Source organism: Variovorax sp. CCNWLW225 (genome assembly GCF_037204045.1).
Taxonomy (GTDB): domain Bacteria; phylum Pseudomonadota; class Gammaproteobacteria; order Burkholderiales; family Burkholderiaceae_C; genus Variovorax.
In genome coordinates this window covers 1-14,865 of record NZ_JBBCBV010000031.1, presented here as the reverse complement: position 1 = coordinate 14,865, position 14,865 = coordinate 1, and the positions used below count along the sequence as shown (strand labels likewise).

Below are 14,865 nucleotides of genomic sequence, written 5' to 3'. Positions count from 1 at the left end.
GAGGTCCTTGTTCGTTAGCGGGGATAAAAAGGCGTCGCGTCGCCGTGCGTCACGCGGCCGTCGCGCAGCACCACGCGGGTCGCACCGCGCGAAGGCCAGCCGTGGCGGTCGGCCTGGGTGAACAGCACCAGGTCGGCGTTGGCGCCGACGAGCGTCGGTGCCGACGTGGCGGACCCACACTGGAGCCAGTCGCCGCGGCACAGCGCCTGTGACCAGTTGTCGAAGGGATCGTCGAGCTGCGCCACCAGCGCTGCGGTGCCCAGCGCCTCGACCGGGTCGAAGCTGCCGAGCCGGCAGAACGGGTCTTGCACGTTGTCGCTTGCAAACAGCAGCGGAATGCCGCGCTCGCGCGCTTCCTTCACCAGCGTGATGCCGCGCATGCGCGGCGTGCGGCCCGTGACGGCGTCCTGCAGCAGCAGGTTGGTGGCGGGCAGCGACACCACGGTGATCGGCGCGCGCGCCACCGCGTCGAGCGTGGCAAAGGCTTGGGCCTCCGGCTGGGCGGCCAGGGCGCAGATGTGCCCGCAGACCACGCGGCCTTCGAAGCCGATCTCTCGCAGGATGCGGGCGGCGGTCTGCAAGCCGACCGCCGCCGGATTCAGTTCTTCGTCGACATGAAGGTCGACGTCCAGGTCGCAGGCCTGCGCCGACACCAGCAGGTTGCGCAGCGCCTGTTCACTCCAGTTGGTGGAATGCACGAAGCCGCCCAGCACGGCCTGCGGCCCCGTGGCCTTAACCTGCTGCGCGAGCCGCATCGCCTGCGCCGCATCTTCGAACAGCGGCAGCTTGATCAGGCTGACCTGCTCCAGCCGCACTTTGCCGGCCCATTCCTGCGCCAGTTCGGCCATCACCGGCCAGGCCAGCGGCACCGCATCGGGCTCCCACCAGTCGACATGCGTGCGCACATGCGTGGTGCCGCATTCCCAGGCCCACTGCAGGCCGCGAGAGGCGCGTTCGCGCACGTCGGCGGCGCTCCAGTGCACGCGGTCGTTCAGCATCGCATCGATGGCGCCGAGCAGGCCTGGCTGCACCTCTTTCATGCGCGGCAGCGTGAACGCCTTGTCGAGGTGCGTGTGCGCATCGACGAAGCCGGGGAGCACCAGCGTTCCGGCAAGGTCCCAAGCCTGCGGGGAAGGCGCCATGCCATCGGACGCGGGCCGCACCGACTGCACGCGCCCGGCTTCGAGTTCAATGCGGGCCAGCACCGGCACGCCATCGCGCAGCGGCCAGCCGGCCGGCAGCAGCCAGCGAGGCAGGCGCGCGTTGTCGAGAAAAGCGGGCGCCATCATGCGAAGCGCGCCATTGCGGTGCCCACCCGCGCCATGAAGCGCTTGAGTTGGGGCTCGGTCGCCACGTTCATGTGATAGTGGGCGTGGTAGTCCACCTTGGCGCGCCGGCCTGTGAGCCGCAGCATGTAGCGCGTGACGATCTTGCGCGGCGGATCGCCCATGTACCAGGCCATCCAGCGCGGGCGGCCATAGGTGACCACGGCGCTGATGCGCTTGATGTGCGTGAGCATCGGCTTCACGTTGGCGGGGTCGCTGATGTCGAAGGCCACGCCGGGCATGAAGAGCCGGTCGAAGTAGCCCTTCAGCATCGCCGGCAGGCCGAAGCACCAGGTCGGAAAGCAGAAAACGATGCCCTCGGCCCACTGCAGGCGCTCCACATAGGGCTTGAGCGGCAACTGGTTGCCCGGCACATCGTGGTAGCCGAGCCGCTCCTCGCGAGAAAGCACCGGGTTGAAGCCTTCCGCGTACAGGTCGCAGTCGTCCACCTCGTGCCCGGCCGCGCGCAGGTTCTTCAGCACCTCCTGGTGCAGGGCCGCATGGAAGCTGGTTTCGACCGGGTGGCAGTAGACGACGAGCACGCGCATGGTGTTTGACCGCTTAATCAGAGCAAGTGGTCAGGTTATGCAAGCGGCGTGCCAATCCGGATGCACCGGAGTGGGGAGGCGGGAGCCTTGCCCGCGGCTCAGAGGTTGGCGGTTACGCCGCCTTCCCCCGCCAGAGCCGCACGCCCAGCCCCGCCGCGGCCGTGCCGGTCGCCAGCCAGGTCACACCCGTCCAGCCCCACTGCGCGAGCGCCAGCGCACCCAGCGCCGAGCCGGCCGCCATGCCGATGAACATGCTGGTGAACAGCACCGCGTTGAGCCGGCTGCGCGCACCGGGCTCGATGCCGTAGACGATGGTCTGGTGCGCAATCAGCGCCGCCTGCATGCCCAGATCGAAGCCGATTGCGGCAAGCGCCAAGAGCCAGAGTTGCGCATGCGGCGGCAGCAGCGGCGCAAACCCCATGGCCGCGAACGACACCACCACCAGCCCTGCGCCGAGCCGCGTCACCAGTTCCGGGCCGCGGCGATCAGCCAGCCGTCCGGCCAGCGGCGCCGCCAGAGCGCCCGCGGCGCCAGCCAGGCCGAAGGCACCCGCTGCGGCGCTGCCCAGGTGGAACGGCTCCCCGTGCAGCATGACCGCCAGCGTCGACCAGAAGGCGCTGAAGCCCACTGCCAGCAGTGCCTGTGCCAGCGCAGCGCGGCGCAGGGCCCCGTGGCGCGACCACAGCGTGCCCAGCGATCCGAGCAGCGCGCCATACGCCAGGTGCGTGGTGGGCCTGAAGCGCGGCAGGCCGCGCCAGGCGGCCGCGCCGATGAACGCGATGCTCGCCGCCGCCGCAATGAACATGGCGCGCCAGCCGAAGTGCTCGGCCACGAAGCCGCTCACCACGCGCGACAGCAGGATGCCGAGCAGCAGCCCTGTCATCACCGTGCCCACGGTTTTGCCCCGCGAGGCTTCGGGCGCCAGCGTGGCGGCGGCGGGAACGATGTCTTGTGCCATCGTCGCCGCGAGGCCGATGGCCAGGCTGGCCGCGAGCAGCATGCCGATCGACGGCGCGGCCCCGGCCACCAGCAGCGCGGCGCACAGCGCGGCCGCCTTGGCCAGCACGATGCGGCGCCGGTCGTAGCGGTCGCCCAGCGGTGCCAGCAGCAGGATGCCCAGCGCGTAGCCAAGCTGAGTGAGCGTGGGAATGAAGCCCACCGACCGCGCGGAGGCGCCGATGTCCGCGCCCAGCACGCCGAGCATCGGCTGGGCGTAGTAGAGCGAGGCCACGGACAGCCCGGCGCCCGTGGCGAGCAGCAGCACCAGCGAGGCCGGCAGGTCGCGTGCCGCCGGTGCGGCGGCAGCCGGTGCATGCGTTTGTTGAATGAAAGACATGGCGTTAACCCTTGAATACTGAGCGAGGGTTGAAATGTGCGCCTCTGAGGCGTGACTTGGTAGCCCTGAAGATCGCACAATGTCTATACGCCGAACGCATAAAGACAAGCCATGTCGACCTCTCCCTCCGCAGCCGACCGCATCGAGCTGATGCAGACCTTCATTCACATCGTCGAGGCTGGCAGCCTCTCGGCCGCCGCCCAGCAGATGGGCGCCACGCAGCCCACGGTGAGCCGGCGGCTGCAGGCGCTGGAGCGCTCACTCGGTGTGCGGCTGCTGCGCCGTTCCACCCACGCCATGAAGCTCACGGAAGACGGTGAGCGCTGCTACGAGCGAGCGAGGGAACTGATCGCCGACTGGCACGCCTTCGAGGCTGACCTCCGCGGGGTGGGCGACGAGCCCGAAGGCACGCTGCGGGTGGTGGCCCCGCATGCGCTGGGGCAACTGCTGCTGGTCGGACCGCTGGCCGACTACCTTCGCGCATACCCGCGGGTTTCAGTCGAATGGCTGCTGAACGACCGCCGGCCGGACTTCATTGCCGAAGGCGTCGATTGCGCCATTCAGGTGGGCGAAGTGACCGACACCATGGCGGTGGCCATCAAGCTTTCGGAAGTGCCGCGCGTGGTGGTTGCCGCCCCCACGGTGCTGGCTGGACGCACGCCGCCCACGCATGCATCGCAACTGGCCGAACTGCCGTGGATCGCGCTGCGCACGTTCTATCGCAACGAGGTGGTGCTCACCCACAGTCCGTCCGGCGAAGTTGCGCACGTGCCCATCCGGCCGCGCATGAGCACCGACAGCCTCTATGCGCTACAAAGCGCGGCGCGCATGGGCTTGGGAGCCTGCATGGGCTCGGCCTGGCTCTTGAAAGACGACATCGCCACGGGGCGCATGGTGCAGCTTGTGCCGCAGTGGCACGTGGCGGCGCTACCCGTTTACCTGATCTATCCGCATGCACGCTTCCAGCCGGCGCGGCTGCGCCGGTTCATCGAGATGATGCGGCTCGCGCTGGCGGACCCGACAGGTCGCGCCTGGGAAGCCGGCGCGTCGTGAGCGGCGCCGTTGGCGGCGCGGCAAACGCTAGGCCTTGATGCCGCAGCCGCCCAGCACAAAAGCCACCAGCTCCCGCGCAATCGGCTCGCGGTCGATCGGCGCGTCCGGCGGCAGGCCGAGCATCACGCGCGTCTGTATCGCGTAGTCGGCATAGCTCTGGGTCATGGCCCAGATGTGCATCAGCAGCAGGCGCGCGTCGAGCGGGCGCATCTGTCCGCGCGCAATCCAGCCGTTGATCACGTCGACCTTCTTCTGCGTCCACGCCCGGGCATTGGGCCAATAGCGGTCGAGGTTGCGGCCGCCGTCCAGCACCTCGCGCGTGAAGATGCGCGAGATCTCGGGGTTGTCGAAGGCGTGGTCGAGCTTCTTGCGGATGTAGTCGCCCAGCACCGTGGCCGGGTCGCTTGCGTCCTCGAACGAGAACACCACCTTCCACGCATGCAGCACCTGCATCAGCAGCTCTTCGTAGAGCTCTTCCTTGCCGGCGATGTAGTAGTGCAGCTGGGGCTTGGTCAGGCCGGCGCGCGCGGCAATGGCCTGGGTGGATGTGCCCTTCAGCCCATGGAGGCTGAACTCGGTCACGGCCGCGGTACGGATGGCCGCCATGATGCGCTCGCGCCCCGGCCGCGCGCGCGACAGCGGGCCGTCGGGGGCGGGCATTTCCTGGGCGGTGGTCGGGGGAAGGGCGGCGGGATCGGCGTTCATGGGCATGTGTTTGCGGCGGTGCGCCCGGCGATGGTAATCCTTGGCGCATGGCCGCATGCCATGCCGGCATGGAAGCGAAGAGCATGCGGGCACGGTTCATGTATCTTCTCGCCGCTTCCAGAAATTCATTCAAGACAAAGGAGTTCTTTCATGTACCTTTCCCCTCGTTTCAGGGCCTTCGCGGCCGGCGCCGCCTTGCTTGCGGCCAGCGCGCTCGCGCAAGCCCAGCAGGCATTGCCCAATGTGGTGATCCTGGCCACCGGCGGCACCATTGCGGGGGCCGGCGCCTCGGCGGTGAACAGCGCCACCTACGCGGCCGCCAAGGTCGGCGTCGACAAGCTGATTGCCGGCCTGCCCGAACTCTCGAAAATCGCCAATGTGCGCGGCGAGCAGGTGTTCCAGGTCGCTTCCGAGAGCCTGACCAACGACAACCTGCTGACGCTCGCCAAGCGCGTTTCGGCACTGTCCAAGCAGGCCGACGTGGACGGCATCGTCATCACCCATGGCACCGACACGCTGGAGGAAACCGCTTATTTCCTCACGCTCACCGTGCGCACCAACAAGCCGATTGTCGTGGTCGGCTCGATGCGTCCGGGCACGGCGCTCTCGGCTGACGGCGCGCTCAACCTGTATGACGCGGTCAGCGTGGCCGGCAGCAAGGACGCAGCGGGCAAGGGCGTGCTGGTGACGATGAACGACAACATCGACAGCGGTCGCGACGTGAGCAAGAACGTCAACATCAAGACCAGCGCCTTCTCCAGCCAGTGGGGCCCGCTGGGCATGGTGGTCGAGGGCAAGAACTACTGGTTCCGTGCACCGGTCAAGCGCCACACCATGAACTCGGAGTTCGACATCGACAGCATCGACACGCTGCCGGCGGTCGAGATTGCGATGGGCTACGAGGGTGTTTCTTCCATCGCCATCGACGCGTTCGCCAAGAGCGGCGTGAAGGCGATCGTCCACGGCGGCACGGGCAACGGCTCGGTGGCCAACCGCATCGTGCCCAACCTGCAGAAAGCACGCACCGACGGCGCCATCATCATCCGCAGCTCGCGCGTGGCCGACGGCTTCGTGATCCGCAATGCCGAGCAGCCCGACGACAAGTACGACTGGGTGGTGGCGCACGACCTGCGCCCGCAGAAGGCCCGCATCCTGGCGATGGTGGCCCTTACCAAGACCAGCGACACGAAAGAACTGCAGCGCATCTTCTGGGAATATTGACCCACCCCCGAAGCGGCTCACTTCGTGTAGCCGCCTCCCCCTCAAGGGGGCAACACCAGCGGCCCGGCAAAGCCGGTTCCGCGGTGTCCTGGAAGGTGCGGTGGATGGCAAGGTTCAGGGAAGGACTCGTCGCCGCTTGCGGTGCCGCGCGTATTCGAGGCTGCTCACGCATACGAGCAGCCAGGCCAGCCCAGTCAGCAGGCCGGCCACCACGTCGCTTGCAAAATGCACCTGCAGAAAGACGCGGCTGCACGCAATGGTGACGATGGCTGCGGCGGCGGCCATGGCCGCCGGCACGTGCCAGCGCGCCGGCAGCAGGCGCAGCGCCAAATACATCAGCATGCCGTAGCTCACGATCGCGCCCGCGCTGTGGCCGCTCGGAAAGCTGAAGCTCGTCTCCAGCGCCAGCCCATGGTCGTGCAGCGGCCGTGCCCGCGCGAAGATGCGCTTGAGCGCGGGGTTCAGCAGCACGATGCCGCCGAGCGCCATCACCCAGCCCAGCGCGAGCCCGCGGTGCGCGTTGCGCCACAGCACCAAGGCCAGCACCACGCACACCGGCGCCAGCAGTTCGGCGTCGCCCAGATGCGTGAGCCAGCTGAAAATCACGAGGGCCGCCCACGGCACATGCTCGCCGATCGCGTCGGCCAGCGCCTGGTCGGCCAGGCCCAGCAAGCGCCCATCGCCCAGCATCGATGCGATGTAGGCCACCAGGCTCGCCGCCGCGAGAATCAGCACAAAACCCAATGCCAGCCCGACAGCCACGCGCGGTTCGTCAGGCTCGTCGCTCGACGAAATCCTGGCACGGCGGCGCTGAAGAAGCTGGCAGGCGATGCCGGTGCCCAGCACCGACACCGCGAAAACACACAGGAACCAGGCAAGGGCATGTTCGCCCAACTGGCGGGCGAGAAGAACGAGGGCAGTAGCTTCCATTGGCATGCGGGGCACCCTAAGGGAGCACCGCGCCGCTGGCAAGCCGAAGCCGCAATACTTTGCCGCACACAAAGGCCTTGTGAACCGCCGAATGGTCCCACCGCTCGACTTGGCAAACGCGGGTACCACCAATGTTTTCCATGCGCAGCACGTTCACCGAATTGGGATGCCCCGCACGCACGCGCGACGACACGGCCGTGCCGGCCTGCACCGCCCACGTCGTGCGCGGGCAACCCGCATAGGCGTCGTGCAGCGAGCGCACAAAGGGCAGGTGAATGTGGCCGCCCAGGATCAGGTCGGCGCCGGCGGCGCACCAGCGGGCCACGGCCGTTTCGCGGCCGTGCAGCCGGTTGTGCATGTCTTCCTGGCGCGTGACCATCACCGGCTGGTGCGTCACCACCACGCGCAATTGCGAAGGCAATGCCGCAGCCAGCCGGGCTTCGACCCGTTCGACCTGTGCGGGCGAAACCTCGCCGTCCTCGTGCCGGTACCAGCGCGTGGTGTTGACCGCAACCACCAGCCATTCGGCGGATTCGAACACCGGCTCCAGGTCGGTGCCGAAGGCTTCGGTGTACCTTTCATAAGGCGAGAACAGCCGCGCCGCCAGGTGAAACAGCGGAATGTCGTGGTTTCCGGGAATGGCTACCAACGCCGGCGGCGCGAGCCGGTCGATAAAGGCGCGGGCCGCCGCAAACTGCGCGCGCGTGGCCCGCTGGGTAATGTCGCCGGAGAGCACCACCGCCTGCGGCGACAGGGAGTGCGCAAGCCGCTCGAGCGCCTCCATCACCTCGGGCTGCTCGGTGCCGAAATGCGTGTCTGAAATCTGAAGCAGGCAGCTGTTCATTGCTTGGCGGCCTCCAGCTCGGGCGCGGAATCGGGCCGCACCAGCCACAGCGGCTCGGGCGACACCCTAAACAGCAGCGGCATCTCGGTCCAGGCAATCTCGCCGTCGGTGGCCACTTTCACGCGGCGGGGCGAATGCAGCCGGCCGGTCTTCACCGTCATCGACTCGAACGGAAAACTCAGCACCTCGTCTGCGCTCCCAAGGCGGCCCAGCGCGCCGCGCACCAGCAGCCCGGGCATCGCCAGCACGCCGGTCGGCTTCAGCACCACGGCCGCCAGCTGCCCGTTTTCGGGGGCGTCGGCGTGCTCGATGCCGACCTGCAGCAGCTGCAAGGGGTTGTTGCCGACAAAAAGCGTCGGCGTGCGAATGTCGCGCTCCTGTCCGCGCCAGGCCATGCGCAGGTTCCAGAGCCGGTGGCCGCGCATCACGGTCAGAAGCCCGGCAAAAAAAGCGATCCAGCGGCTGCGGCCGTAGCGCGCCTTGTAGCTTTCGCGCTCTTCCAGCAGCTCGGCGTACAGCCCCATGCTGGCATTGACCAGGAACACGCGGTCGTTCACCAGCCCCACCTGCGCCGGTTGCGGCTGCGCGGTCAGCAGCACCTGCAGCGCCTCGGCCGTATCGCCCGGAATGCCATGGGCTCGGCTGAAGTAGTTGAAGGTGCCCTGTGGCAGCACCCCAAAGGCCAGCCCGCTGCCGAGCGTGGCCTGCGCCACGGTGTTGATCGTGCCGTCGCCGCCCGCGGCCACCACCACGCCGCCGACAGCGCGGGCCCGCTCCACCGCCTCGCGCGCCAGCGCCTGCACCGTGGTGCGCCCATCCACAAGAAAGATGCGGTGCTTGCGGCCGGCCGCGGCGCAGCCTTCCTCGATGACCCGGCGGGTTTCGGCGGTGTCCGAGTTGCCCGAGCCGGCATTGAGAACGATGAACAAAGGGGAATTCGGACCGATTTGGGGCGGCAGCATGTCGGTGGAAGCAGGGGGAAAGGACACCCGGCGGGCAAAAAAAGACCGGGAAAAGACCGATAAAAGGCGATTGCATGCAACCGGCCCGCCTTTGTCGCACGGGCCAGGCCGCCGCGCCGGCAGCCGGCATCCCGGTTTGCTGTGGGAGAGTTGCCCTCCGACCGTAAAATCGTCCGCTTTCGCGGCGCATTGCCGCGCTACCGTCCAAATGTCCGGCCTGCGCCGGCCAGCTTCATGTTGACCTTCCAGCAAATCATTCTCAAACTGCAGTCGTACTGGGCCGACAAGGGCTGCGCGCTGCTGCAACCGTACGACATGGAAGTGGGCGCGGGCACCTCGCACACCGCCACCTTCCTGCGGGCCCTCGGCCCCGAACCCTGGAAGGCCGCCTACGTGCAGCCCAGCCGCCGCCCCAAGGACGGCCGCTACGGCGAGAACCCCAACCGCCTGCAGCACTACTACCAGTACCAGGTGGTGCTCAAGCCGGCGCCCAGCAACATCCTCGAGCTCTACCTCGGCAGCCTCGAAGCCCTGGGTTTCGACCTGAAGAAGAACGACATCCGCTTTGTGGAAGACGACTGGGAGAACCCCACGCTCGGCGCCTGGGGCCTGGGCTGGGAGGTGTGGCTCAACGGCATGGAGGTGACGCAGTTCACCTACTTCCAGCAGGTGGGCGGCATCGATTGCAAGCCCATCACCGGCGAAATCACCTACGGCCTGGAGCGCCTGGCCATGTACCTGCAGGGCGTGGACAACGTCTACAACCTCACGTGGACCGAAGGCCTGAGCTACGGCGACGTGTACAAGCAGAACGAGGTCGAGCAGTCGACCTACAACTTCGAGCACAGCGATGCCGAGTTCCTGTTTACCGCCTTCAACGCGCATGAAAAGCAGGCCAAGCACCTCATGACGGAGCAGCTCGCGCTGCCGGCCTACGAGCAGGTGCTCAAGGCCGCGCACAGTTTCAATTTGCTCGACGCGCGCGGCGCCATCAGCGTGACGGAGCGCGCGGCCTACATTGGCCGCATCCGCAACCTTGCGCGCAGCGTGGCGCAGAGCTACTACGAGAGCCGCGAGCGGCTCGGTTTCCCGATGGCGCCGCGCGAGTGGGTTGCACAAATCACGAAGAAGGCGGCTTGAGCGATGACGAGCGTGCAAAAGAATCTGTTGGTCGAACTCTTCGTTGAAGAGCTGCCCCCCAAGGCGTTGAAGAAACTCGGCGATGCCTTCGCCAACGGCCTGCGCGACCAGCTCGTGGCCCAGGGGCTCGCCGAGCCCGCCTCGGTGCTCACCGCCTACGCCTCGCCGCGCCGCCTGGCTGCGCACCTCACGCACGTGGCCGAGCGCGCCGCCGACAAGGCCGTGTCGCAAAAGCTCATGCCCGTGGCCGTGGGGCTCGATGCCGCGGGCCAGCCCACGCCCGCGCTGCTCAAGCGGCTGGCCGCCCTTGGCGCCGATGCCTCGGCCGTGCCCGGCCTGAAGCGTGCGATGGACGGCAAGGCCGAAGCGCTTTTCTACGAAAGCACCGCCAAGGGCGCGACGCTGACCGAAGGCCTGCAGAAGGCGCTGGCCGAATCCATCGCCAAGCTGCCGATTCCCAAGGTAATGAGCTATCAGCTCGAAAGCGGCTGCGAGCTGCCGGGCTGGAGCAGCGTGAGCTTCGTGCGCCCCGCGCACGGCCTCGTGGCGCTGCATGGCGACGCGGTGGTGCCCGTCGAGGCGCTTGGCCTGCATGCCGGCCGCGAAACGCATGGCCACCGCTTCGAGGCGGCGGTCGACCCTGTGGTGCTGCGCGATGCCAACAGCTACGCGCTGCAGATGCAGGACGACGGCGCGGTCATCGCGAGCTTCGAAGCCCGCCGCACCGAAATTGCGCGCCAGCTTGCGGCCGCGGCCGTGCGGGTGGGCGGCGGCACGGTGCCTATTCATGACGATGCGCTGCTCGATGAAGTCACGGCGCTGGTCGAGCGCCCCAACGTGCTGGTCTGCAGCTTCGAGCGCGAATTTCTCGAAGTGCCGCAGGAATGCCTCATCCTCACGATGAAGGCCAACCAGAAGTACTTTCCGCTGCTCGACGCATCGAACAAGCTCACCAACAAGTTCTTGGTGGTCAGCAACATCAGCCCCGAGGACGCGAGCGCGGTGGTTGGCGGCAACGAGCGCGTGGTGCGCCCGCGCCTGGCCGACGCCAAGTTCTTCTTCGACCAGGACCGCAAGAAATCGCTGGCCTCGCGCGTCGAATCGCTCGGCAAGGTGGTCTATCACAACAAGCTGGGCACGCAGGGCGAGCGCGTGCAGCGCGTGATGCGTATTGCGCGCGGCATTGCGGCGCAACTGGCGCAAGCGGAGCAATCGGCAGATGCCACGCTCACCGCGCACGCGGTGCAAGCGGCGCAGCTTGCCAAGGCCGATCTCGTGACCGACATGGTCGGCGAGTTTCCGGAACTGCAGGGCACCATGGGCCGCTACTACGCGCTGCACGACGGCTTGTCCGCCGAAGTGGCCGATGCCATCGAAGACCATTACAAGCCGCGCTTTGCGGGCGACGAACTGCCGCGCAACACCGTCGGCCTGGTGGTTGCGCTGGCCGACAAGCTCGAGACGCTGGTCGGCATGTTCGGCATCGGCAACCTGCCGACGGGCGACCGCGATCCGTTCGCGCTGCGCCGCCATGCGCTCGGCGTGATCCGCATGCTGATCGAGAAAGACCTGCCGCTGGGGCTCGACGCGCTGCTGCAGGACGCCGCCGCGCAGTTCAGGGACATCGACGGCTTCGACAGCGGCAAGGCCACGGTCGAACTGCAAGACTTCATTCTCGACCGCCTTGCCGGCAGCCTGCGCGAGCAGGGCGCCAGTGCGCAAGAGGTCGACGCCGTGCTGGCGCCGCGACCGCAGCGCCTGGGCGAAGTGCCCAAGCTGCTGGCGGCAGTGCGCGCCTTTGCCGCCTTGCCCGCCGCCGCCGCGCTGGCAGCTGCCAACAAGCGCATCGGCAACATCCTCAAGAAGGCGCCAGAGGCCGACGCCCATGTGAGCGAGCTGCTCCTGCAGGAGCCCGCCGAGAAGGCGCTGCATGCCGCCATGGCCGAAGTGGTGCCCGCGGCCAATGCGCAGTTCGATGCCGGCGACTACACCGCGTCGCTGCAGACATTGGCCGCTTTGCGCGAGCCGGTCGATGCCTTCTTCGACGGCGTGATGGTCAATGCCGAGCAGGCCGACCTGCGCCTCAACCGGCTGGGCTTGCTGATGTCGTTGCACGCCGCGATGAACCGCGTGGCGCAGCTCGAACGGTTGGCAGTCTGAAGCGAAGCAGCACGGGCTTTTTTGCCAACGCCATGAAACTCGTCATCCTCGACCGCAACGGCACGATCAACGTGCACCGCGAAGACTTCGTCAAGAGCGACATCGAGTGGACACCGCTGCCCGGTGCGCTCGAAGCGGTGGCCAAGCTCAACCATGCGGGCTGGCACGTGGTGATCGCGTCCAACCAGTCGGGCCTGGGCCGCGGCCTGTTCGACATGGCGTCGCTCAACGCCATGCACGCCAAGATGCACAAGATGCTCGCGGCCGTGGGCGGCAAGGTCGATGCGGTGTTCTATTGCCCGCACAGCCCCGACGAAGACTGCGACTGCCGCAAGCCCAAGCCGGGCCTGTTCCTGCAGATCGGCGACCGCTACGGCATCGATCTGCAGGGCGTGCCAACTGCGGGCGACAGCCTGCGCGACCTGCAGGCGGGCGCCGCCGCGGGCTGCGAGCCGCACCTTTTGCTCACAGGCATGGGGGCCGCCTGCATCGGCGTCGACCCGCTGCCCCCCGAATACCCGGCGAACACCATGGTTCACGAGAACCTCGCCGCCTTTGTCGACTTTTTGCTTGCGCGCGAAGCGCAGGCCGCACTGCAGGTGGCTGTCTGATGGCGTTTCTTCGTTCCGTTGTCCATGCACTGTGGATGCTCGTCACCGTGGTGCCCTGGGGCATCATCATGTGCGTCAGTTCGCTCTGGAAGCGCGGCATACCGCTCTACTGGATGGCGGTGCAATGGCTCAGCTGGGCCATTGGCGGGGCGCGCGTGCTGCTGGGCATCAAGACCCGCGTCACCGGCATGGAGAACCTGCCGACCGACAAGCTCGCCGGCGCGATCCTGCTGGTCAAGCATCAATCGACCTTCGAGACATTCCTCATGCCCACGCTGATGCCGCATCCGCTGGCATTCGTGTTCAAGAAAGAGCTGATCTACGTGCCCTTCTTCGGCTGGGCCATGGCCCGGCTCGACATGATTCACATCGACCGCAGCCAGCGCGCGCAGGCGTTCAACAAGGTCGTGAACCAGGGCCGCAAGCTGCTTGCGCAGGGCATCTGGATCATCATGTTTCCCGAAGGCACCCGCATTCCGCGCGGCCAGAAGGGCACCTACAAGAGCGGCGGCACGCGGCTCGCGTGCGAAACCGGCGTGCCGGTGATTCCCGTTGCCGTTACGTCGGCCAAGGTGTGGCCGCGCAAGGCCTTCATCAAGCGCCCCGGCGTGGTCGACGTGTCGATCGGCCCTGCCATTCCCAGTGTCGGCCGCAAGCCCGATGAACTGATGCGCGAAGTCGAGGCCTGGATCGAATCGGAAATGCGCCGACTCGACCCCGAGGCTTATCGCGACAGCCCGCCGCTGCAGGCGGCGCCAGAAGTGCACTGAAGAAGAGAAAGCCCGAGATGCGGGGACTGCTTCAGTTCACGATGGATCTGTTCGAAGGGCTGGGCAACGAGCTTGCGCCGGCCACGCCGCCCGAGCGCAAGCCGCGAAAACTGAAGAAGAAGGCCGCGCCACCGGTGGCGACGCCGTTGGCTGCCTCGCCTCCTGTGGCCGATGCCCAGCAGCAAGACAACACCGGCCCCGCTGCTTTGCCCGCCATTCCGCTGCGCGATACGCTGACGCTCGCGAGCTTCGTGCATCCGCAGGCCACGCGCGAAACGGTGCTGGGTTCAGCGCGAGTGGCCTATGAGTTCAAGCGCGGCAAGCGCAAGACCATCGGCTTCGTGGTCGGGCCCGAAGGTTTATCGGTGCGTGCGCCGCGCTGGGTCACGTTGCGCGACGTGGACGCCGCCATCCAGGAGAAGGCCGACTGGATCATTCGCAAGCTGCTCGAAACGCGGCAACGCCACGCACGCGTCGAGGCCACGCGCATCGAGTGGAGAGACGGCGCGGAGTTTCCTTTCATGGGCGAACCGGTCGTGATTCGCCTCGACCCCAAGCACGGTTTTGCAAGCGTCGGCGGTACGCTCGATGAGGCAGGCGGCGACGGCACCGGGCCTCGCATCTTGCGCCTGGCCGTGGCGCAGAACGCCGAGCCCTCGCAGATCCGCGATGCCGCCCAGGCCTGGCTCATGCGGCAGGCGCGGCGGCTGTTCATCGAAAGGCTCGATCACTTTGCGCCGCGGCTGGGAGTGCGGTGGCAGAAGCTGTCGTTGTCGAATGCGGCCACGCGGTGGGGCAGTGCGAGTGTGGATGGGTCGATTCGGCTGAACTGGCGCTTGATTCACTTTCGCCTGCCGGTGATCGACTATGTGGTGGCGCACGAGCTGGCGCATCTGCGGGTGATGGACCACTCGCATCGGTTCTGGGAGACGGTGGAGAGTGTGGTGCCGGACTATGACTTGCTGCGGCAGCAGTTGAAGGATGAGGCTGTGCCTCGGTGGGGCTGATGCTGCTTGCCTTCTGCTGGCTTGGTTTGCTTTCCGAGGCCGGGATTCCGCCCGGCGGCGGACTCACTTTCTTTTGCTTCGCCAAAAGAAAGTAAGCAAAGAAAAGGCGACCCCACTGTCTGCGACCCCTGCGCTTCGCTACGGGGCAACCTGCGGTGCTCGGGTTTCGCGGGGTCTCGCAGAACTCGCTTCGCTCAAACAGCTGCGAGCCCTGATCCGCGAAACCCTCCGCTCCTCGGCGCATACAGAGGGG

Annotated in this window: 14 protein-coding genes; 7 read left to right on the top strand and 7 right to left on the bottom strand. The window is 67.3% G+C overall.

Annotation, left to right across the window (positions count from 1 at the left end; all coding sequences use genetic code 11):
* Positions 1–14: 14 nt before the first annotated feature.
* The 3 genes from V9L20_RS26370 to V9L20_RS26360 all read right to left on the bottom strand — a co-directional run bounded on the left by V9L20_RS26370 (position 15) and on the right by V9L20_RS26360 (position 3,209).
* Positions 15–1,289 carry an amidohydrolase family protein gene (locus V9L20_RS26370; protein ID WP_337298806.1) on the bottom strand — a complete coding sequence of 425 codons (1,275 nt, stop codon included), beginning with the start codon at positions 1,287–1,289 and terminating at the stop codon, positions 15–17.
* Positions 1,286–1,873 carry an NAD(P)H-dependent oxidoreductase gene (locus V9L20_RS26365; RefSeq protein ID WP_258502527.1) on the bottom strand — a complete coding sequence of 196 codons (588 nt, stop codon included), beginning with the start codon at positions 1,871–1,873 and terminating at the stop codon, positions 1,286–1,288. Before V9L20_RS26365 ends, V9L20_RS26370 begins: the two co-directional genes overlap by 4 nt.
* Positions 1,874–1,985: 112 nt before the next feature.
* Positions 1,986–3,209 carry an MFS transporter gene (locus V9L20_RS26360; RefSeq protein WP_337298805.1) on the bottom strand — a complete coding sequence of 408 codons (1,224 nt, stop codon included), beginning with the start codon at positions 3,207–3,209 and terminating at the stop codon, positions 1,986–1,988.
* 111 nt (positions 3,210–3,320) lie between these two features.
* Between V9L20_RS26360 and V9L20_RS26355 the strand changes: the two genes are divergently transcribed.
* Entirely contained in the window at positions 3,321–4,262 is a 942-nt protein-coding gene (locus V9L20_RS26355) for a LysR family transcriptional regulator (protein ID WP_337298804.1), read from the top strand.
* Positions 4,263–4,289: 27 nt separating this feature from the next.
* Here the strand turns inward: V9L20_RS26355 and V9L20_RS26350 are convergent, their stop codons facing one another.
* Positions 4,290–4,967: a TetR family transcriptional regulator C-terminal domain-containing protein gene (locus V9L20_RS26350; RefSeq protein ID WP_337298803.1), complete on the bottom strand. Its 678-nt coding sequence runs from the start codon at positions 4,965–4,967 to the stop codon at positions 4,290–4,292.
* 150 nt (positions 4,968–5,117) lie between these two features.
* Between V9L20_RS26350 and V9L20_RS26345 the strand changes: the two genes are divergently transcribed.
* On the top strand, positions 5,118–6,188 hold the full coding sequence (locus tag V9L20_RS26345; protein WP_337298802.1) for an asparaginase: 1,071 nt from the start codon (positions 5,118–5,120) through the stop codon (positions 6,186–6,188).
* A gap of 114 nt (positions 6,189–6,302) precedes the next feature.
* On the opposite strand, the gene V9L20_RS26340 is transcribed toward V9L20_RS26345, so the two are convergent.
* The 3 genes from V9L20_RS26340 to V9L20_RS26330 are packed head-to-tail and all read right to left on the bottom strand — an operon-like array spanning position 6,303 to position 8,924.
* Positions 6,303–7,124 (bottom strand): phosphatase PAP2 family protein, encoded by an 822-nt coding sequence (locus V9L20_RS26340; RefSeq protein ID WP_337298801.1) that lies wholly within the window; start codon positions 7,122–7,124, stop codon positions 6,303–6,305.
* A gap of 10 nt (positions 7,125–7,134) precedes the next feature.
* Complete coding sequence (locus V9L20_RS26335) at positions 7,135–7,962, bottom strand: metallophosphoesterase family protein (RefSeq protein ID WP_258502521.1); 828 nt, start codon at positions 7,960–7,962, stop codon at positions 7,135–7,137.
* On the bottom strand, positions 7,959–8,924 hold the full coding sequence (locus V9L20_RS26330; protein WP_337298800.1) for a diacylglycerol/lipid kinase family protein: 966 nt from the start codon (positions 8,922–8,924) through the stop codon (positions 7,959–7,961). Before V9L20_RS26330 ends, V9L20_RS26335 begins: the two co-directional genes overlap by 4 nt.
* 234 nt (positions 8,925–9,158) lie before the next feature.
* Here V9L20_RS26330 and glyQ point away from each other — a divergent pair, with 234 nt between their 5' ends.
* From glyQ to V9L20_RS26305, 5 genes are read left to right on the top strand one after another with little or no spacing between them, the layout of a single operon-like run.
* On the top strand, positions 9,159–10,064 hold the full coding sequence (gene glyQ, locus V9L20_RS26325) for a glycine--tRNA ligase subunit alpha (protein ID WP_055808465.1): 906 nt from the start codon (positions 9,159–9,161) through the stop codon (positions 10,062–10,064).
* A 3-nt stretch (positions 10,065–10,067) separates the two neighbouring features.
* Positions 10,068–12,224, top strand: a complete 2,157-nt coding sequence (glyS, locus tag V9L20_RS26320; RefSeq protein ID WP_337298799.1) for a glycine--tRNA ligase subunit beta — start codon at positions 10,068–10,070, stop codon at positions 12,222–12,224.
* A gap of 32 nt (positions 12,225–12,256) precedes the next feature.
* Positions 12,257–12,835 carry a D-glycero-beta-D-manno-heptose 1,7-bisphosphate 7-phosphatase gene (gene gmhB, locus V9L20_RS26315; protein WP_126748264.1) on the top strand — a complete coding sequence of 193 codons (579 nt, stop codon included), beginning with the start codon at positions 12,257–12,259 and terminating at the stop codon, positions 12,833–12,835.
* Complete coding sequence (locus V9L20_RS26310) at positions 12,835–13,605, top strand: lysophospholipid acyltransferase family protein (protein ID WP_258502516.1); 771 nt, start codon at positions 12,835–12,837, stop codon at positions 13,603–13,605. The genes gmhB and V9L20_RS26310 overlap by 1 nt, the downstream gene beginning before the upstream one ends.
* A 17-nt stretch (positions 13,606–13,622) precedes the next feature.
* Positions 13,623–14,612: a M48 family metallopeptidase gene (locus tag V9L20_RS26305; RefSeq protein ID WP_337298798.1), complete on the top strand. Its 990-nt coding sequence runs from the start codon at positions 13,623–13,625 to the stop codon at positions 14,610–14,612.
* The last annotated feature ends 253 nt before the right edge of the window (positions 14,613–14,865 follow it).